The organism is Amycolatopsis mongoliensis (genome assembly GCF_030285665.1).
Classification (GTDB): Bacteria; Actinomycetota; Actinomycetes; order Mycobacteriales; family Pseudonocardiaceae; genus Amycolatopsis; species Amycolatopsis mongoliensis.
In genome coordinates this window covers 3802161-3819727 of the sequence record NZ_CP127295.1, presented here as the reverse complement: position 1 = coordinate 3819727, position 17567 = coordinate 3802161, and the positions used below count along the sequence as shown (strand labels likewise).

The following is a 17567-nucleotide window of genomic DNA, read 5'->3' as shown; positions in this document are numbered from 1 at the left end:
ACAGTGCCGGTGCCGCGTCCGCGTCTGGACTCTGGAGACGTCCGGTAGTGCGGGCGTTCCCTTGCGGGACGCGGAAACGGAGACGCGATCCATGGCCCGGTACGACCGGACCGACCTCGGGGCGTACAGCCTGGGGTTGCTCGACGCCGCCGAGACGGCGCGGGTGGAGCGGCACCTTTCGGCGTGCCCGGACTGCCGCCAGGAGGCCCGGGAGTTCGAAGCCGTCCGCTCGATGCTCGACCACCTCGGCCGCGCCGAGTCTACTTAGGACGGTACGCGGAAAGTGTCGGTGCCCGCCGGTACCGTGCGCGCCGTGACCGACTTCCTGACCACCACCCGCCACACCTATTCGATCGTCGCCGAGAGCTACGGCCGGCTCGCGTCCCCCATCGCGGAGGACGTCCAGGACCGCGCGCTGCTCACGGCGTTCGCGGACCTCGTCCGCGGGGACGGCCCGGTCGCCGATCTCGGCTGCGGAACCGGCCGCGTGACGGCCGGCTGACGTCGGCGCCGGACGTTCACGCGGACCCGGCGTCCGGAACCCGGCATTCGGCGGATGCGGCCCGCCCGAGCGCCGGGCGGCCCGCCGCGCCGGATTCCCGCGGCTCCACGGCCGAACCCGCTCCCCGGCGGTTCACCTCGGGAGTCGTTCGCGCACACCCCTTGCCCGGTTCACCCGGTTCCTTGACTGGACTAGACCAATCTGCTCTAGTGACCGGTGTCACCCTCGTCTCGGCCGGATGAGCACACCCCCTCCGACACCGGGCGCCCCCGCGTCCGGACTCCGTCGTGGCCGAAGGAGTGAGCCAGTCTTGAGAAGACGCCTTGTCGCGGTCCTGTCAGCATTCGCCGCCGTCGCCGGGCTCGTGCTCGGCGTACCCGCCGCCACCGGCCAGGCCCCGCAGGCCGCGGCCGCCGCCTGCAGTGCGCCGAACTGGGTCGCGGGCCAGTGGTACGACGTGGGCGCGATCGTGCGCTACACCAACGGCGGCTACTACCGCGCCAAGAACGCCAACCCGGGCTACGACCCGATCATCAGCACCTGGTACTGGGAGCCCTACAGCTGTGACGGCGGCGGCGGGACCACCTGCAGCTACCCGAACTGGGTGGCGGGGCAGTGGTACGACGTCGGTGCGATCGTGCGCTACACCAACGGCGGCTACTACCGCGCCAAGAACGCCAACCCGGGCTACGACCCGATCATCAGCACCTGGTACTGGGAGCCCTACTCCTGCGGCGGCGGCACCGACCCGGGCAACCCGGGCGCGTTCGTCGTCAGCGAAGCCCAGTTCAACCAGATCTTCCCGGGCCGCAACAGCTTCTACACCTACAGCGGCCTGACCGCGGCCCTGTCGGCTTACCCCGGCTTCGCCGGCACCGGCAGCGACACGGTGAAGAAGCAGGAAGCCGCGGCGTTCCTCGCGAACGTCGACCACGAAACCGGCGGGCTCGTCTACATCGTCGAGCAGAACACGGCCAACTACCCGCACTACTGCGACTACGGCCAGCCCTACGGCTGCCCCGCCGGCCAGGCCGCCTACTACGGCCGCGGCCCGATCCAGCTGAGCTGGAACTTCAACTACAAGGCCGCCGGCGACGCCCTCGGCATCGACCTGCTCGGCAACCCCTGGCAGGTCGAGCAGAACGCGGCCGTCGCCTGGAAGACCGGCCTCTGGTACTGGAACACCCAGAGCGGCCCCGGCACGATGACCCCGCACGACGCGATGGTCAACCAGCGCGGCTTCGGCGAAACCATCCGCAGCATCAACGGCTCGATCGAGTGCAACGGCGGCAACCCCGCCCAGGTCGAGAGCCGGGTCTCGAAGTACCGCCAGATCACGTCCGTCCTCGGCGTCGACCCCGGCGCCAACCTCTACTGCTGACCTGAAGCGAGCGGCTCACCCGTCCACCGGGTGAGCCGCTCGCCGAGCAGGCCGCCCACCTCCCCGAGGTTGTCGTTCAGGTAGAAGTGGCCGCCCGGGAACGACTTCAGCTCGAAGCACCCGGACGTGTGCGCCGCCCACCGCCGTGCCTCCTCCTCGGTGACCTTCGGGTCACTGTCGCCGAACAGCGCCAGGACCGGGCACCCGACGTCGGCCCCCGGCCGGTAGTAGTAGGTCGCCGCGGCCTTGAAGTCGTTCCGCAGCACCGGCAGCACCGTGGGCAGGAGCTCGGGGTGCGCCAGCACGCGGGGGTCGGTGCCGCCGATCCGCCGCACGTCGGCGAGCAGCTCGTCGTCACTCCGCTCGGGGACCGGGCCCCCACGGAACTCCGACGGTGCGCGGCGCCCGGACACGAACAGGCCGAGCAGCCCGGGTCCGAGCCGCCGCGCGACCTCGAAGGCCAGGGTGGCGCCCATGCTGTGGCCGAAGAACGCCATCGGCCCGGCGGCCTCGGCGGCGAGCACGTCCGCCAGCCGGTCCGCGAGCAGGAACAGGTCGTCGACCAGGGGTTCGCGGTGCCGGTCCTGCCGGCCCGGGTACTGCACGGCCAGCACGTCGACCCCGGGGGCCAGCGTGGCCGAGAGCGGGTGGAAGCAGCTCGCCGTCCCGCCGGCGTGCGGGAAGCACACGAGCCGCGGCGCGCCGGGCGTGGCCGGGTGGAAGCGCCGGAACCACGGTTTCGAATCCGTCATACCGGCGAATCTCCCAGGCCGGCCGGGCCCGGTCGACGCCTGTCGTGCGGAAACCGGGCGGTCCCGGCGCCCGGGCCCACCCGTCCCTCCCTCTTCAGGGGGTCACTCCGCCCGCCACAGCGCGGGGACGGCCGGGTGCTCCCAGCCCGGCTGGGCGGTGTGCCCCTGCAGGCACAAGTAGGCCCGGCCGCCGTAGGTGACGCGGGCACCCGCCGCGTAACTCGTGCCCGCCGCCCAGGTGGTGCCCCCGGGCGGCGGGGAGGTGGGCGTGGAAGGTGTGCCGGTGCGGGAACTCCGCCCGCGACAGCGGCCCGATCTCGTCGAACGTGCCGACGGCGAACGGCGGCGCGGGCGGGGCCGGCACCTCCAGCCGGTGCATCGGCAGCTCCCCCGCCCGCGGGGTGGGGCAGGGCGTCCCGGGCGGAACGGTCGTACCGCGCATGGGTCTCGTCCCTTCGACGTCCGGCCAAAAAATCCAGACCAATTCACGAGCGATTCGCCGCTGCTGCCCCCGATGAGCGCACTCCGAAGGTCGGTTCCCCCTGCGCACGAAAACGGGGCCGGTCCACAGCGGACCGGCCCCGTTCCCGGGTACTGCTTAGCGCTGCTTACGCGCGGCTGCGACGCCGGTTCACCAGCAGCATCAGCGCGCCGCCACCGAGCAGCAGGCCACCGACGGTGAACGGAACCGCGGCGTCGACACCGGTGTTGGCGAGCTCGCCGCCCCCGCCGTTCGAGCCGGCCGGGGTGCTCGGCGCGGTGGTCGGGGCACCGGCCTCGGTCCAGCTGGCGGCCGCGTTCGCGGTCACCTCGGTCTTCTCCGAGTCGGCGACGATCAGCGACTGCGCCGGCTGCTTCGCGTAGTTCTCGGCGACGAACAGGCGGCCGGTGTCCAGCTCACCGCTGGCCTTGAGGGTGAAGGCGCCCTTGCCCGGCTTCGTGCCCGCCGGGACGTCGACGTACAGCTTGCTGCCGTCCTTGACGTCCGAGCCCTTCAGCTCCTTGCCGTCGGCGTCGGTGATCTTGACGCCCTCGGGCAGCTGGCTGGTCAGCGAGGTGATGTCCCCGCTGGTGGCGACGCTGTACGGGCCGATCTTGCCGCCGGCCGTGCCCTCGGTCTTGTCCGCGGCGATGTTCAGCGTCGGCTTCGGCTGCTCGCCGATGCCCTTGTTCTGGTCACCGGTGAAGTAGGCGTAGAGCGCGGCGACGTCGGCGTTGGCGTCGGCCGAGTTCTCCTCGGCCAGCGGCTTGGTGGCGTCCAGGTTCACGCCGTCGCTGAAGTGCCACACGGCGGCCTGCGTCGCGGCGATGGCCTCGCGCTCGGAGACGCCGTCGTGCACCTCGACACCCTGCTTCTTCAGCGCCTTGCCCAGCGCGTCGAGGCCGGTGCCCGGGTAGCCGTTGTGCAGCACCCAGTTGATCTTCGCGCTGTTCGCCTTGAACGGGCCCTCGGCGGGGTACTTGTTCCACGGCCGCTCGACCATGTCGACGTCGGTGCGCAGGCCGACGGTGATCTGCACGCAGTAGAGCTTGAGCGTGCTGCCGTTCGAGAGCTTCATGTCGAACAGTTCGGCGATGTAGTCGCCGCCCTTGCCGAGGTTGAGCCGGTAACCGACCGTTCCGCCGTGCGCGTCGACGCGGCCGCGCGCGGCACCGTCGTCGGCCAGCGCGGCCGGAGAACCGATCATGACCGCGGCGGCCGCGGCGACAGCCGCGATCCCGCCACGCACGAGAGTGGACCTGACCTGCATAAATCTCCTATCCGAGCCCGAACCGCGACGGCAGGGCCGCGCGCCCCGATCGGCGGCCACTGATTCGGGTGAGCGATCACCCGGTCAAGCGAGACCGGAGCTTACACGGACCCCACAGCGTCTACACAGGGTGTCCCCATTAACTCGAAAGGTTTGAAAAATCGTATAAATCGGCCGCCCAAAAGGGCTAGGTCACGATTTAAAAACAGCGCCCACTTCGCCGCCCACCGGACGCAACCCGGAGGCCATCCGCCCGATGACGGCGGCGTACTCCGCCTTCAGCCGGGGCTTGTCCACATCGGACGCCTCGGCCAGCGCCATCCCCGCCGTGCCGAGCATGCCGAAGACCAGCCGCGTCGTGGTCTCGAGCGGCTGGTCGTCGATGTCGCCGCCGTCCACCAGTGCCTTGATGAGCTGCTCGACGAGCCCGTAGGCGTACTGCTCCTCGGCGGCCTGCCAGCGCAGCCAGCCGAGGGCGAGCGGCGCCTCCCGCCAGACGAGCTTGCCGTACACCGGGTCGCAGCAGCGGTCGAGGAACACGTCGAGGGCCGCGAACGCCGCCGCCCAGGGGGTCGCCGCCCGCGCCGCCGCGCTCGCGGACAGCTCCATCGCCTCGGTCTCGAGCTGCTCGAAGACCGCCTCGAACAACGCCGTCTTGCTGGCGAAGTGGTGGTAGATCGCGCCGCGCGTGGCCTGGATGTCGCCGGCGATGTCCTCCAGCGCCGTCCCGGCGAAGCCGTGCTCGGCGAACCGGCGGGTGGCCGCCGTCAGCAGGGCGGCCCGGGTGGCCTCGGAGTACTGCTCCCGCCGGCTCTTGACAGTCGACATGCGCAAAGCATAGGACATACACTGCGTATGTCACCGACACAGTGCATCTGGGGGTTGCGATGACCGATCTGATCGAGCCGGACGAAGCCCTGTTCAACCCGTTCGCGCCCGGCTTCTTCGAAAACCCGTACGAGCAGTACAAGGTGCTGCGCGACGAAGACCCGGTGCAGGACCACCCGCTGGGGTTCTGGTTCGTCTCGCGCTACGAAGACGTCTCGGCGCTGCTGAAGGCCGGGCTCTCGGTGGAGGTCGGGAACCTGGCGCCCGGGCCGCTGCTCGACCAGGCCGCCGCGCTCACCCCGGACGCCGATCCGGGCGCGCTGAACCTCTCGATGCTCGACCGCGACCCACCCGACCACACGCGGCTGCGGTCGCTGGTGACGAAGGTGTTCACCCGCCGCGCGATCGCGGCGCTGGAGCCGAAGATCGTCGGTCTGGTGGACTCCGCGCTGGACCGCATGGCCGAGAAGGGCGACGCGGACCTGGTCGAGGAGCTGGCGTTCCCGCTCCCGTTCGCGGTGATCTCCGAGATGCTGGGCATGCCCCCGACGGACCATTCCCGCATCCGCGAGCTGAGCGGAACCCTGGTGCGCTCGCTGGAGATCGTCGCCGACGAGGAGACGGCCCGCGCGATCACGGCAGCGGACGCGGAGCTGAGCGGGATCACCCGCGAAGTGATCGCGTGGAAGCGCGACCACCCGGCGGACGACCTGCTGACGGCGTTGATCCAGGCCGAGCACGACGGCCAGGTCCTGGACGGCGACGAGCTGGTGGCCCAGGTGGTCCTGCTGTACGTGGCGGGCCACGAGACCACGGTCAACCTGATCGCGAACGGCGTGAACGCGTTGCTGCGCAACCCATCGCAACAAGCTCTGCTGCGCGACCGGCCGGATCTGGCGCCGAACGCGGTGGAGGAGTTCCTGCGCTACGACTCCCCGGTCCAGCAGACCCGGCGGATCACGACGTCCCCGCACACGGTGGCGGGCAAGGAGATCCCGGCGGGAACGTTCGTGCTGGCGTGCCTGGGCTCAGCGAACCGCGACGAGCGGTTCTTCGGCCCGGACGCCGCGGAGTTGCGCCTGGACCGGGCGGAGGCGCGGCACCAGGTGTCGTTCGGGGCCGGTCCGCACCACTGCCTCGGTGCGGCGTTGGCCCGGCTGGAGGGTCAGGTGGCGGTGAGCCGCCTGGTGGAGCGGTTCCCGGGGCTGGGCTTCGCGGGCGAGCTCGAGTGGAACGGCCGCATCAACCTGCGCGGACCGGCGAAGTTCCCGGTGACGGTGCACGCCTGACCCGCCCCGAACGGCGGGGGCATCGGCGGAACGCGGTCCTCGATGTTCGTCAGCCCGCTGAGCGGAAGGTCGCGCGGTAGGTGGTCGGGGTGACGCCGAGGGTAGCGCTCAACTGCTGGCGCAGTGCCGTGCTCGTGCCGAAGCCCGCGTGCCGCGCGACCTGCTCGATCGTCAGGTCCGTCGTCTCCAGCAGGTGACGGGCCTGCTCCACGCGCTCCTTCGACACCCACTTGGCCGGGCTCATGCCCGTCTCGTCGCGGAAGCGGCGGCTGAACGTGCGGATGCTCATCCGCGCTCTCGCCGCCAGGACCCCCACCTCCAGGGGCTCGTCGAGGCGTTCCAGGGCCCACGCGCGAACCGCGGCGGTGGACGTGTCGGTCGCCTCCGGAACCGGGCGCACGATGTACTGCGACTGGCCTCCCGGGCGCCACGGCGGCACGACGCAGAGGCGGGCGACCATGGTGGCCGCGGCCGAACCGTGGTCTTCGCGGATCACGTGGAGGCACAGGTCGATGCCTGCGCCGACGCCCGCCGAGGTCAGGATGGCGCCCTCGTCGACGAACAGCACGTCCGGGTCGAGGTCGACGTCGGGGAAGAGCGACCGGAACTGGTCGGCGTGCGCCCAGTGGGTCGTCGCGCGCAGGCCGTCGAGCAGGCCCGCCGACGCGAGCACGAACGCGCCGGTGCACGTCGACATCACCCGCGCGCCGCGGTCCGCGGCCGCGCGCAACGCCTCCTGCACCGTGTCGTCGAGCTTGCCGGCGGTCAGCACGGGCGACTCGTAGTGGACGCTGGCGACCAGCACCGTGTCGGCCTCGGCCAGCAGCTCCAAGCCGTCGTCGGGGGTGACCGTGAACTGCGACGACGTCCGCACCGGTCGTCCACCGGGTGTGCAGATGCGCACCCGGTACAGTCGCTCGCCGCCGTGCCCCCGCGCCGCGTGGAAGATCTGGGTCGTCGCGCCCAGGTCGAAGGCGACCACCTCGTCCAACGCGAGCACCGCGATCTCATGTGGCCCGGCCATGGCCGAATTCTTTCATAGGATGGCCTTCAGGTCACTGGCCGGGACGCCCGCGGTACCCGACGCTTACGGCATGAGTCGCAATAAGCAGCTGTGGCCCTGGATGATCGCGGGCATCGGCTTCGTCGCACTGGTGGGTGCGGCCGGTTTCCGGGCGACGCCCGGCGCCCTGGTGGACCCGCTGCAGGCGGAGTTCGGCTGGTCGAGGGGAACCATCGGGTTCGCCATGTCGGTCAACCTCGCGCTCTACGGCGTCACCGCCCCCTTCGCCGCCGCGCTGATGGAGCGCTTCGGCATGCGCAAGGTGACGGCCGGCGCGATGACGCTCATCGCCGTGGGCAGCGGGCTGACCATCTTCATGAGCGCCGCCTGGCAGCTCGTGCTGCTGTGGGGCGTCTGCGTCGGCCTGGGCGCGGGCTCGATCTCCCTCGGCTTCGTGGCCACACTCGGCAACCGCTGGTTCGTCAAACGCCAGGGCCTGGTGACCGGCCTTCTGTCGGCGGGCGGCTCGACCGGTTCGCTGATCTTCCTGCCGCTGGTCGCCTCCCTGACCCAGACGGCGGGCGGCTGGCGCACCGCGGCGACGACGGTCGCCATCGTCGCCCTCGCCACCGTCCCGATGATCCTGATCTTCTTCCGCGAGCACCCGGCCGACCTGGGGATCCCGCCGTTCGGCGGCGACGAGGTCGTGCCCGTCCCGCCGCCCAGCGGCGGCGCCGCCCGGCTGGCCGTCGACAGCCTGAAGAAGGCGGCTCGCAGCAAGGTGTTCTGGTTGCTGGCGGTCGGCTTCGCGATCTGCGGCGCCACCACCAACGGCCTCGTCAACACGCACTTCATCCCGGCGGCCCACGACCACGGCATGGGTCAGGTCACCGCGGCGAGCCTGCTGGCCGGCATCGGGGTGTTCGACCTGGTCGGTACCCTCCTGTCCGGTTGGCTGACCGACCGCATGGACTCCCGGATCCTGCTCGCCGTCTTCTACACCCTGCGCGGCATCTCGCTGCTCGTCCTGCCCTCGATCTTCGGGCAGACGGTCACCGGGCCGATGATCATCTTCGTGATCCTGTTCGGCATGGACTTCATCGCCACCGTCCCGCCGACGGTCGCGCTGTGCCGCGAGCACTTCGGCATGAGCGCGGGGATCGTCTTCGGCTGGGTCTTCGCGTGTCACCAGGTCGGCGCCGCCTTCGCCTCCACTGTCGCGGGCGTCGTCCGGGACAACCTCGGCGACTACGCGGTGGCCTGGTACGTCGCCGGCGCGCTGAGCATCACCGCGGCCCTGCTGTCGATGCAGGTCCGGAAGAAGAAGGCCCCCGAAGCCGACCGCACCGAGGCGGAGCTGCCCAGCGCCGCCTGACCCCGAACGTCCCTCCCTCCCCCGGCCCGCCGCACGATTCCTTCGTGCGGCGGGCTTTCCCGTGGGATCGGAGCATTGATTGTCCACGGCCCGGACAATGGTGGCCAACCCCGCCTCCTGCTGGACTGGTGGCCGATTGTCGGACCCGGAAACAGGAGGAGAAGCGGTGCCCACAGGAATGACAGCGGTCCCTGGCGACAGGGTTGCTGCGGCGAGCACGATCATCAGCTACCACGGGACCGAGCCGGAGAACGCCCTGATCCCGGGCCACACGACCGAGTCGGGCGGCACGAAGATCATGGCCGCGCTGTTCCGCGGGCTCGTGCGGTACGACGCGATCGACGCGCACCCGCACTACGCGGTCGCCGAGTCGGTCGAGACCGAGGACTCCCGGGTGTTCACCATCCGGCTCAAGCGCGGCTGGACGTTCCACGACGGCTCCCCGGTGACCGCGCACAGCTTCGTCGACGCCTGGAACCACACGGCGTACGGCCCGAACCGCATGCAGGCGTCGAGCTTCCTGGCGCACATCGACGGCTTCGACGAGGTCAACGCGCCCGGCTCGGCCGTCGACCGGCTGCGCGGGCTGCACGTCGTGGACGACCACGAGTTCGTGGTCACGCTCGCCGAGCCGTTCTCGGAGTTCCCGGTCACCCTGGGGTGCTGCGCGTTCTTCCCGCTTCCGCGCGCCTTCTTCGACGACCGGGCCGCGTTCGAGGCGAACCCGGTCGGCAACGGCCCGTTCCGGTTCGTCTCGCGCAAACGCGAGGAGCACATCCTCGTGGAGCGCTACGACGGCTACGCCGGCGACGACCGGCCCCGCGTCGGCGGGATCGAGTTCCGCATCTACGCGGACCTCGCCGACGCCTACCACGACGTCATGGCCGACCGGCTGGACTACCTCGACGTCACGCCGTTCTGGGCGCTCGAGGACAACCGCTACCAGCGCGACCTGCCGGGCCGCACGCACGACCGCACGTACCTCGGCATCCAGACGGTGACCTTCCCGCTCTACGACTCCCGGTACGCCGACCGCCGCGTGCGCCAGGCCATCTCCATGTCCATCGACCGCCAGGCCCTCGTCGACAAGATCTTCCAGGGACACCAGGTGCCCGCCGACGGCCTGGTGCCGCCCGCGGTCAGCGGTCGCGCCGACGACCAGGGCGGCGAGCTGTGCTCCTACGCTCCCGAACGGGCCCGTGAGCTGTTCGCGCAGACCGGCTTCACCGGCGAGATCCAGCTGACGTCCAACGTCGACTCCCCCAACCAGCCCTGGATGGAGGAGGTCTGCGCGATGGTGTCCCGCACGCTGGGCGTCCCCTGCCGGTTCGTGGCGATCCCCACCCTGGGCGAGCTCCGCCGCAAGCTCAACACCCAGGAGATCACGGCGATCTTCCGGTCGGGCTGGATCGCCGACTACCCGTCCATCGAGAACTTCCTCAGCCCCATGTTCCGCACCGGGGCCACGGACAACGTCGGCAAGTACAGCAACCCCGACGTGGACGAACTGCTGCACGCAGCCGACACCGCGCCCGACGCGGAGCAGGCGTGGAAGCTGTACCAGCAGGCGGAGCGCACGATCCTGGAGGACATGCCGACCATCCCGATCTGGTACCAGAGCACGCTGTCGGCGTGGTCGACCCGCATGCGCGACGTCCAGCCGAACCCGTTCCGCGAGCTGGACATCACCAGCGTCACCGTGGCGGAACCCGGGAACTGACCCGGGGACGGGCGGCGACGCGGGTCGTGAGTGGCTGGAAGTGGTCCCCCGCTTCCAGCCACTCGCGTTTTCCGGCGCCGAGCGCTCGACGCGGCCGAGACGAGTTCGCCACGCCGGCCGCGCGGAATTCCTTGTCGCTCACCGGAAACCGGCCCGCGGCCGCCCGCCGCGTCGCCGTGGGCAGCGGCGCACGACCGGGCCCGGCTACGACTACGGGCGGGCCGGCCGGCGCGCATCCCGCGCCCTCGGCCGATCCCGCCCGTGCCGTCGGCCCGGAGGCCGCCCGGGGGCGTGCGCGGAAGACGAGTCCGCCCACGCCCCTTCTCGATCAGGCTCGCAGCTCCAGGGTGCAGCACTTGACGCTGCCACCGGCCTTGAGCAGCTCCGCCATGTCCACGCCGATCGGCTCGAAGCCGCGCTCGCGCAACCGGCCGATCAGGCCGGTCGCCGACTGCGGCAGCACCACGTGCTTGCCGTCGGAGACGGCGTTGAGGCCGAACTCCGCCGCGTCCGCGTCGGTCGCGTGGATCGCGTCCGGGTACAGCTCGTCCAGCAGCTCCAGGCTTTCGGGGGAGAACGCGGCCGGGTAGAACATCACGGTGTCGGCGTCCAGCACGGCGAGCGCCGTGTCGAGGTGGTAGTAGCGGGGGTCGACCAGGGTCAGCCCGACGACCGGGCGGCCGAAGTAGTCCTGCGACTCCTGGTGGGCGTTCGGCGCGGTGCGGAAGCCGGTGCCGGCCAGGATCCGCTCGCCGGCGACCAGGTAGTCGCCTTCACCCTCGTTGACCCACTGGGCCTGGCGCACCTCGGGGTAGCCGTGCGCGGGGAACCAGTCGAGATACGCCTGCGCCTCGGCGGCGCGCTGCCAGTTGCGGAAACGCGCGACCAGGACGCGCCCGTCGACGACGGTGGCGCCGTTGGCCGCGAACACCATGTCCGGCAGGCCGGGACGCGGGTCCAGCAGCTCGACCCGGTGGCCGAGGTCGACGAACAGGTCGCGCAGCCACTCCCACTGGGTGACGGCGAGCTCGGTGAACGTCGGCTTCTTCGGGTTCATCCACGGGTTGATCGAGTACTCCACGTCGAAGTACGTCGGCCGCACCATGAGGTAGTGCCGCGGGGTCGCTGCACGCACGCTGTCCTCCAGCTTGTGGTTTCGGGTTTTGTTCGGCGCCGTGCGGTGGCACGGCACAACCAGGGGCGCTGTCCACTATGGACAGCGCGGTATCGGGATCCGTTCACCGCCGTGCGCAGTCACGCCGCGACGAGCGGTCCGGACCACATCGGTCACTCCAGCCATTCAAACCGAACCGGCGATTGACCAAAAGCGATTCGCCTGCCGGACAATCAACTCTTCGACGTCCGCGCTGGTCATCCCCGAAGGGGTGGGCAGGCCCAGGCTTCATCGAGGTTGTTTGATCTATGCGCCGTTTCCGGCCGTGCGCCGTCGGAGGCCCGCTCCTTCATCCCTTCAGTGGCGCGAAAAAGCCGGCGAGACCACCTGGCGGCCGGACGCCGCCAGGTGCTCTCGCCGGCTGTTCCTCAGTCCGGCAGGCCGAGCAGCGGGAGGTATCCCGCCTGGGGCAGGTCCATCCCCGAGCGGAGACCCGCTGCCGTGCGCGGGGCCGCCAGCACCGAGCGTCGCGCCCGCCGCTCGGCCAGCGAGATGGGTGCGGGCAAGGTGGCGGGGCTGGTCTCGGCGGCGAACACCCCGGCAAGCCGGGGCACGGTGTACCGGTCACCGATCGTCGCGCGACGCAGCACTCCGGCGTCCACAAGGGACTCCAGCAGCTCGTCCGCGTCGGTGGTCCGGATGTCGAGGCACGCGGCGACCCGGGTCGCCGTCGTCCACCGCGCCCCGTCGGCGCCGAGGCGGTGCACGACCTGACGGCAGGCCGGCGAGAGCAGCCGGTACGCCGCGGCGAACCGGTCCCGCACGTTGACGTCGCCGACGCCGAGGCCGTCCAGCAGCCGCTCGGGATCGTCCAGCCGGCCGGCCGTGTCGGCGATCGTCCGCTCCGGCCGGGCGGCGATCTTGCGCCCGGCGATGTTCACCGCGAGCGGCAGGTCCCCGCACTGCTGTGCGATCGCGTCGGCAGCGGCACGTTCGGCCGCCACGCGCCGGGCTCCGGCCAGCCTGCCCAGCAGCTCGAGCGATTCACCCCGGCTGAAGACGTCCAGGTCGACCCGGTGCAGGTCGTCGAGGCCGAGCAGCCGCGCGCGGCTGGTGAGCACGACCTGGCTGCGCGCGGTCTGCCCGAGCAGCGGCCGGACCTGCCCCTCGTCGGCCACGCCGTCGAGCAGCACGAACAGCCGCCGCTGCGCCAGCAACGAGCGGTACAGCCCGATCTGCTGGACCCCGTCGCCGGGCACCAGGTCGTCCGGCACCCCGAGCGCGCGCAGGAAGTCCCGCACGATTTCCGCCACCGAGCGGCTTCCCGGCGCGCCACTGCCGAAGTCGGCGTACAGCTGCCCGTCCGGGAACTCCCCGGCGACCTCCTCGGCCAGCCGCAGCGCGAACGCGGCCTTGCCCACGCCGATCGGGCCGCTGATCAGCAGCGGCATCCTGGCCGGTCCCGGGCGCGTCAGCACGCTCACCGCCGCGGCCAGCTCCGCGGTGCGGCCGACGAAGCTCGTCGACCCCATCGGCAGCTGGGCCGGCGGGGCCAGCTGGCTGCTCCGCCGCGCCGCGGCCGGGACCGGCCCGCTCGCGGCCGGCGGTGGCCCGCCGCCCGCCAGCTCGGGCATGACGCCCACCTTCGCGGCGGTGTTCCACCAGTGCCGTTCCCAGGCCGCCTGGTCTCCTCCGCAGGCGGCCACGAATGCCAAGGTCACCGCGAGCGTCGGCAGCCGCCTGCCGCTCGCGGCACTCGAGAGCACCGAGGGTGCGAACAATGCCGAGGCCGCCAGCTCCCGATAGCTCGGATTTCCCGCTTGACTCCGCAACATGCGGAGGTCTTGCGCAAAACGGGCGATCGGCCCCTTCGAAACATCCAACGGTCGTTCAGGTCTGCCCATTCCTACTTCCCCCAGCACGCCCCGACGTGACTGTGCGTAACAATTCCTCCCCAGGCAGTCACGCTCCATACACACTAATAGGTAACGAACCTGTGTCACAGCAGGCGAATGGGTGACAAAACGACGCCACCGAATTGACCGAATGGCTGCTGGTGGAAACCATGAGTGACTGGGGCCAAAAGATCGGAATCGGGGTTGCGTAAGCGCTCGCACACGGATCGTGAAGGGTCTCGGCGGATACGTTGTCCCGCCCGGAAAACTCTGCCGCTACGCCATTCGCCCGTTAATGCGCGTAGGCCCGGCGCACGGCGACGCAGAAAAAGATCATGGCGTTCGACGTAATGAAATGGGCCGCCCGGGCGCGGGTAACCCCGGCCCGGGCGGCCCGTCACCACCATTCGTCGGAAACGCGGTCCTGGAGCGGGACCGGGCCCGGATCGGCCAGCCGCTGGTAGCCACCGTGGGCGAACAGCAGCGGCGGCCCGTCGCGCCGATCGTCGGTCCCGACCACCTCGCCGACGACCAGCCGGTGGTCGCCGAGGTCGAAGCTGTTCCACAGCTCGCACTCCAGCACGCCGGCCCCGTCGACGACCAGCGCGCCGGTCGCCGGGCCGGGCGAGAGCGGCAGCGTGCCGAGCGCGTCCGCCCGCTGCCTCCGGTCCTTGGCCAGCAGCCGCGCGATCTCGCGCGCGCCTTCCGGCAGGATCGACACCGCCCAGCGCCCGGTCTCCAGCACGTCGGCCAGGAACACCGACTCCAGCCGCAGGCAGATCGACACCAGCGGCGGCACCAGGGACACCGAGCTCAGCGAGTTGATCGTCACGCCGTCGTGCCTGCGGCCACCGGGCCGGTCGACGTACGTCGTCGCGACGCAGACCCCGGTCGCGAAGGTGCGCATCACCCCTCGCAGGTCCACGGCGATCCGCCCCGCAGCTGACCCGGCCATCGCTAGATCGCCTGCGGGAACTGGAAGACCCGCTCGGGGTCGTACTTGCGCTTGACCTCGGCGAGCCGCTCCTGGTTCGGCCCGTAGTAGGCACCCCGCCAGTCCGGCAGGTCGGGGTCGGTGAAGTTGATGTACGAGGCGTCCGCGGCGTACTCGCCCATGTCCTGGTGCAGGCCGGCCAGCCAGGCCAGGTTGTCCCGCACGACGCTCTCGGGGTCGTCGACCGACCACGAGGTGTCCAGGGAGATCAGGAAGAGCACGTCCCGGTGCGGGAACGCGGTCTCGGCGACCGGCACCTGGTTGATCGCGCCACCCCACGTGAACAGCGCCGCGCCGCCGCCGTCCGGGTTGCCGCTGCCCGGCCACTTGTCGACCGCGGCGACGAGCGTCCGCAGGCCTTCCTCCGCCAGCGGCACCGGGGTGGTCCGCGTCCGCACCGCGAACGCGCCCCCGGCCGAGCTGTGGTGCAGGTACTCCACGGCTTCCCAGAAGGTGCGGTCCTCGATGTCGGCCCGGTGCGGCGTCGCGACCGCCAGCGCGGGCGCCAGCAGGGCGCGCAGTTCCGAGGCCGGGCCGAGGTGCTGGCCGATCACCGACACGACGCCGGGCTCACCGGCGGACCGGCTGATGCCGATCCGCGCCGCGAAGCGATCCGGCGCGTCGCGCATCACCTCCTGCATCACGGCCAGCACGGAGGCCGCGTGCTCCCAGTCCCACAGCAGCAGGCAGGTCGAGGTTTCGACCACCGGCCGGGCCTGGAAGGTGAAGGACACGTTCACGCCGAAGTTGCCGCCACCGCCGCCGCGGCAGGCCCAGAACAGGTCCTCGTTCTCGGTCTCGCTGGCGGTGACGATCGAGCCGTCGGCGAGCACGACGTCGGTCTCCACCAGCGAATCGCAGGTGAGGCCCAGCGCCCGCGACAGGGCCGCGACCCCGCCACCGAGCACCAGGCCGCCGATCCCGACGTCGTCGGAGTTGCCCAGCGGGAACATCAGGTCGTGCTTGCGCAGCACTTCGTGGATGCCGCCGGTCCGGGCGCCACCGCCGACGGTGACCAGCCCCTCCGCGGCGTCGATGCGCACCTCGTCCAGGCCCTGGAGGTCCAGCACCAGCCCGGGGTGCACGGAGTGACCCGCGTAGCTGTGGCCGCCGCCGCGCGCGACGACCGGCACGCCCTCGGCACGCGCCCAGCAGACCGCCTCGACGACGTCGTCCACCGAGGCCACCGAGACCACCGCCGACGGGACCACGTCGGCGTATCTCTCGTTGTGCGCCCGGGTCCGCTCGGCGAACCCGGCGTCGCCGGGCAGCCGGAGCCGCCCGGCGACGAGCCCGCGCAGGGCTTCCCAATCGGTCATCCCGCCGCTCCCGGTTCCACTTCTTCCAGGTACGAGACGCCCTTGCCGGCGTGCTCCCCGAACCGCTCCCACTCCTCGCGCAGCACCAGGCGCCCGCCCCGCTGCTCGGGGATGTTCACCGTGTGCCCGGAGATCACCTCGCCGCCGGCCAGCACCATCGTGTAGGCCAGCCGGAGCGTGCCGTCGTCGTCGCTGATCCCGGTGATCGTGCCGCGGCGGACCTTGCCGCCGGTGAATTCGGCCCACACCAGGTCACCCTCCTGGCGGTAGCGCGCGTACGTGCCGTCGCCGCCGCCGGCGCGCTGGAACAGGCGGCCTTCGTAGTTGATGCTCATACGTCGGCGTCCAGCAGCCCGGCCGGCATCTCGAGGCGGGTGCCCACCGGCGGTGGCTCGACCTCGTCGGCGTCGACCTCCACCAAGGCGAGCGCGGCCTCCAGGCGTGCTTCGCACGTCTCGGCGTCCGGCGCCTCGGCGACGACGAAGGAGTGCCGCGCGATGTAGCCGCCCGGCGGCAGGTGCAGGGTGGTCTCCGGGTCGACCATCGGCGACGCGGTGACCAGGCCGGGCGCCTCGGTGGGCACGCGGACCGCGTGCACGAGGCAGTCGTGCGCCGGGTAGCCGAAGCGGATGCCCGCCACGCCCTTGCGGGTCATCGCGATCTCCGGGCGGTTGCCGGTGATGACGTCGACCAGCACGACACCGGGGTCGATGCCGGTGGCGATCTTGCCGAGGAACGGGATCAGGTCGCCGCCGAGCCGGCCGTTGATCTCGATGATCAGCGGACCGCGCGCGGTGAGGCGGACTTCCGTGTGCGTGATGCCGTCCTCGATCTCGAGCACCTTGTGCGCGGTGGCCAGGGTGTCCAGCAGCGCCGGGTCGCTCAGCAGCGGGTCGTTCGCGTCGACGACGTGCCCGACCTCCTCGAAGTACGGGTGCTCGCCGGTGCGCTTGCGCGCGATGAACAGCGGCAGGTACTCGCCCTTGTGCACGGCGGCGTCGATGCTGATCTCCGGCCCGACCGCGTACTCCTCGACGATCGCGCCGCCGCGGTAGCCCTCGTCGCCGATCAAGCTGGCCTCGTGCGCGACGCGGAAGGCCGCGTCCAGCTCCTTCTCGTCCTCCGCGAGCACGACACCCATGCTGGCGCCGAGCGCGCGCGGCTTGACGACGACCGGGTAGCCGATCCGGTCGGCCGCGGCCCGGGCCTGGTCCAGGTCGTCGCACATCCGGAACAGCGGCTGCAGCACGCCGGCGGTGGTCAGCCGCGAACGGGTGCTGTGCTTGTCGCGGCAGCCGTGCACGCCGGGGATGGACAGCCCGGGCACGCCGAACTCGTCCGCCAGCTCGGCCGCGGGCATGACCAGCGGCTCGTCGTAGCAGATCACGCCGGCGATCGTGCGCCGCGCGGCGACCTCGCGGGCGGCCGCTCGCAGCTTTTCGTGGTCGAAGACGTTGACGACCTCGATCTCGTCGAAGTACTCGTGCTGCCAGGTGGGCTTGAGGTTGTTGATCAGCACCAGCTCCAGCCCCGCGGCGTGCGCGCGGGCACTGGCCGAGCGGATCAGGTACTCGCGGTAGAGCTTCAGTCCGCTGCCGATCACCAGCAGCACGCTCTTGAGGCCATTCATGGGATTCCTTCCGG

At 71.3% G+C, this 17567-nt stretch carries 16 protein-coding genes and 1 pseudogene; 6 read left to right on the top strand and 11 right to left on the bottom strand.

Annotated elements, in window-relative coordinates:
• The first annotated feature begins 91 nt into the window (after window positions 1-91).
• The 3 genes from QRX60_RS18700 to QRX60_RS18690 all read left to right on the top strand — a co-directional run bounded on the left by QRX60_RS18700 (window position 92) and on the right by QRX60_RS18690 (window position 1883).
• A complete protein-coding gene (locus QRX60_RS18700; RefSeq protein ID WP_286002048.1) occupies window positions 92-268 on the top strand; it encodes a zf-HC2 domain-containing protein in 177 nt (58 codons plus the stop codon).
• A 45-nt stretch (window positions 269-313) separates the two neighbouring features.
• Window positions 314-502 (top strand): hypothetical protein, encoded by a 189-nt coding sequence (locus tag QRX60_RS18695; RefSeq protein WP_286002047.1) that lies wholly within the window; start codon window positions 314-316, stop codon window positions 500-502.
• Between the two features lie 364 nt (window positions 503-866).
• Window positions 867-1883: a glycoside hydrolase family 19 protein gene (locus tag QRX60_RS18690; RefSeq protein WP_286003636.1), complete on the top strand. Its 1017-nt coding sequence runs from the start codon at window positions 867-869 to the stop codon at window positions 1881-1883.
• On the opposite strand, the gene QRX60_RS18685 is transcribed toward QRX60_RS18690, so the two are convergent.
• The 4 genes and pseudogenes from QRX60_RS18685 to QRX60_RS18665 all read right to left on the bottom strand — a co-directional run bounded on the left by QRX60_RS18685 (window position 1874) and on the right by QRX60_RS18665 (window position 5214).
• Window positions 1874-2635: a thioesterase II family protein gene (locus tag QRX60_RS18685; protein ID WP_286002046.1), complete on the bottom strand. Its 762-nt coding sequence runs from the start codon at window positions 2633-2635 to the stop codon at window positions 1874-1876. The two genes, QRX60_RS18690 and QRX60_RS18685, sit on opposite strands and share 10 nt — an antisense overlap.
• Before the next feature lie 102 nt (window positions 2636-2737).
• Window positions 2738-2920: pseudogene (locus tag QRX60_RS18680) on the bottom strand (carbohydrate-binding protein); the annotation flags it as partial.
• Between the two features lie 323 nt (window positions 2921-3243).
• The gene (locus QRX60_RS18670) at window positions 3244-4386 is read right to left on the bottom strand and encodes a thioester domain-containing protein (RefSeq protein WP_286002045.1); all 1143 of its coding nucleotides are present in this window, start codon (window positions 4384-4386) and stop codon (window positions 3244-3246) included.
• Window positions 4387-4578: 192 nt separating this feature from the next.
• Window positions 4579-5214 carry a TetR/AcrR family transcriptional regulator gene (locus QRX60_RS18665; RefSeq protein WP_286002044.1) on the bottom strand — a complete coding sequence of 212 codons (636 nt, stop codon included), beginning with the start codon at window positions 5212-5214 and terminating at the stop codon, window positions 4579-4581.
• 59 nt (window positions 5215-5273) lie between these two features.
• Between QRX60_RS18665 and QRX60_RS18660 the strand changes: the two genes are divergently transcribed.
• Window positions 5274-6503, top strand: coding sequence for a cytochrome P450 (locus tag QRX60_RS18660; RefSeq protein ID WP_286002043.1), 1230 nt, complete (start codon window positions 5274-5276; stop codon window positions 6501-6503).
• 49 nt (window positions 6504-6552) lie between these two features.
• Here QRX60_RS18660 and QRX60_RS18655 read toward each other — a convergent pair whose 3' ends face one another.
• Complete coding sequence (locus tag QRX60_RS18655; RefSeq protein WP_286002042.1) at window positions 6553-7527, bottom strand: GlxA family transcriptional regulator; 975 nt, start codon at window positions 7525-7527, stop codon at window positions 6553-6555.
• 70 nt (window positions 7528-7597) lie between these two features.
• On the opposite strand from QRX60_RS18655, the gene QRX60_RS18650 reads away from it, so the two are divergent.
• Both QRX60_RS18650 and QRX60_RS18645 read left to right on the top strand, forming a co-directional pair.
• Window positions 7598-8881: an MFS transporter gene (locus tag QRX60_RS18650; RefSeq protein WP_286002041.1), complete on the top strand. Its 1284-nt coding sequence runs from the start codon at window positions 7598-7600 to the stop codon at window positions 8879-8881.
• A 178-nt stretch (window positions 8882-9059) separates the two neighbouring features.
• Window positions 9060-10601 (top strand): peptide ABC transporter substrate-binding protein, encoded by a 1542-nt coding sequence (locus QRX60_RS18645; RefSeq protein ID WP_286002040.1) that lies wholly within the window; start codon window positions 9060-9062, stop codon window positions 10599-10601.
• A gap of 328 nt (window positions 10602-10929) precedes the next feature.
• On the opposite strand, the gene ddaH is transcribed toward QRX60_RS18645, so the two are convergent.
• The 6 genes from ddaH to QRX60_RS18615 all read right to left on the bottom strand — a co-directional run bounded on the left by ddaH (window position 10930) and on the right by QRX60_RS18615 (window position 17553).
• Entirely contained in the window at window positions 10930-11793 is an 864-nt protein-coding gene (ddaH, locus tag QRX60_RS18640; protein WP_408630239.1) for a dimethylargininase, read from the bottom strand.
• 350 nt (window positions 11794-12143) lie between these two features.
• Window positions 12144-13481: an NB-ARC domain-containing protein gene (locus QRX60_RS18635; protein ID WP_286002039.1), complete on the bottom strand. Its 1338-nt coding sequence runs from the start codon at window positions 13479-13481 to the stop codon at window positions 12144-12146.
• Window positions 13482-14007: 526 nt separating this feature from the next.
• Entirely contained in the window at window positions 14008-14565 is a 558-nt protein-coding gene (locus QRX60_RS18630; protein ID WP_286002038.1) for a flavin reductase family protein, read from the bottom strand.
• A gap of 2 nt (window positions 14566-14567) precedes the next feature.
• Window positions 14568-15923, bottom strand: coding sequence for an FAD-binding oxidoreductase (locus QRX60_RS18625; RefSeq protein WP_286002037.1), 1356 nt, complete (start codon window positions 15921-15923; stop codon window positions 14568-14570).
• Entirely contained in the window at window positions 15920-16258 is a 339-nt protein-coding gene (locus QRX60_RS18620; RefSeq protein ID WP_286003634.1) for a hypothetical protein, read from the bottom strand. Before QRX60_RS18620 ends, QRX60_RS18625 begins: the two co-directional genes overlap by 4 nt.
• On the bottom strand, window positions 16255-17553 hold the full coding sequence (locus QRX60_RS18615) for an ATP-grasp domain-containing protein (protein WP_286002036.1): 1299 nt from the start codon (window positions 17551-17553) through the stop codon (window positions 16255-16257). The genes QRX60_RS18620 and QRX60_RS18615 overlap by 4 nt, the downstream gene beginning before the upstream one ends.
• Window positions 17554-17567 lie beyond the last annotated feature (14 nt).

Bases quoted from the DNA above. Each gene is read 5' to 3' on its own strand.
- QRX60_RS18700 (WP_286002048.1), top strand. From the start codon at position 92: ATGGCCCGGTACGACCGGACCGACCTCGGGGCGTACAGCCTGGGGTTG.
- QRX60_RS18685 (WP_286002046.1), bottom strand. From the start codon at position 2,635: ATGACGGATTCGAAACCGTGGTTCCGGCGCTTCCACCCGGCCACGCCC.
- QRX60_RS18670 (WP_286002045.1), bottom strand. From the start codon at position 4,386: ATGCAGGTCAGGTCCACTCTCGTGCGTGGCGGGATCGCGGCTGTCGCC.
- QRX60_RS18665 (WP_286002044.1), bottom strand. From the start codon at position 5,214: ATGTCGACTGTCAAGAGCCGGCGGGAGCAGTACTCCGAGGCCACCCGG.
- QRX60_RS18660 (WP_286002043.1), top strand. From the start codon at position 5,274: ATGACCGATCTGATCGAGCCGGACGAAGCCCTGTTCAACCCGTTCGCG.
- QRX60_RS18655 (WP_286002042.1), bottom strand. From the start codon at position 7,527: ATGGCCGGGCCACATGAGATCGCGGTGCTCGCGTTGGACGAGGTGGTC.
- QRX60_RS18650 (WP_286002041.1), top strand. From the start codon at position 7,598: ATGAGTCGCAATAAGCAGCTGTGGCCCTGGATGATCGCGGGCATCGGC.
- QRX60_RS18645 (WP_286002040.1), top strand. From the start codon at position 9,060: ATGACAGCGGTCCCTGGCGACAGGGTTGCTGCGGCGAGCACGATCATC.
- QRX60_RS18630 (WP_286002038.1), bottom strand. From the start codon at position 14,565: ATGGCCGGGTCAGCTGCGGGGCGGATCGCCGTGGACCTGCGAGGGGTG.
- QRX60_RS18625 (WP_286002037.1), bottom strand. From the start codon at position 15,923: ATGACCGATTGGGAAGCCCTGCGCGGGCTCGTCGCCGGGCGGCTCCGG.
- QRX60_RS18620 (WP_286003634.1), bottom strand. From the start codon at position 16,258: ATGAGCATCAACTACGAAGGCCGCCTGTTCCAGCGCGCCGGCGGCGGC.
- QRX60_RS18615 (WP_286002036.1), bottom strand. From the start codon at position 17,553: ATGAATGGCCTCAAGAGCGTGCTGCTGGTGATCGGCAGCGGACTGAAG.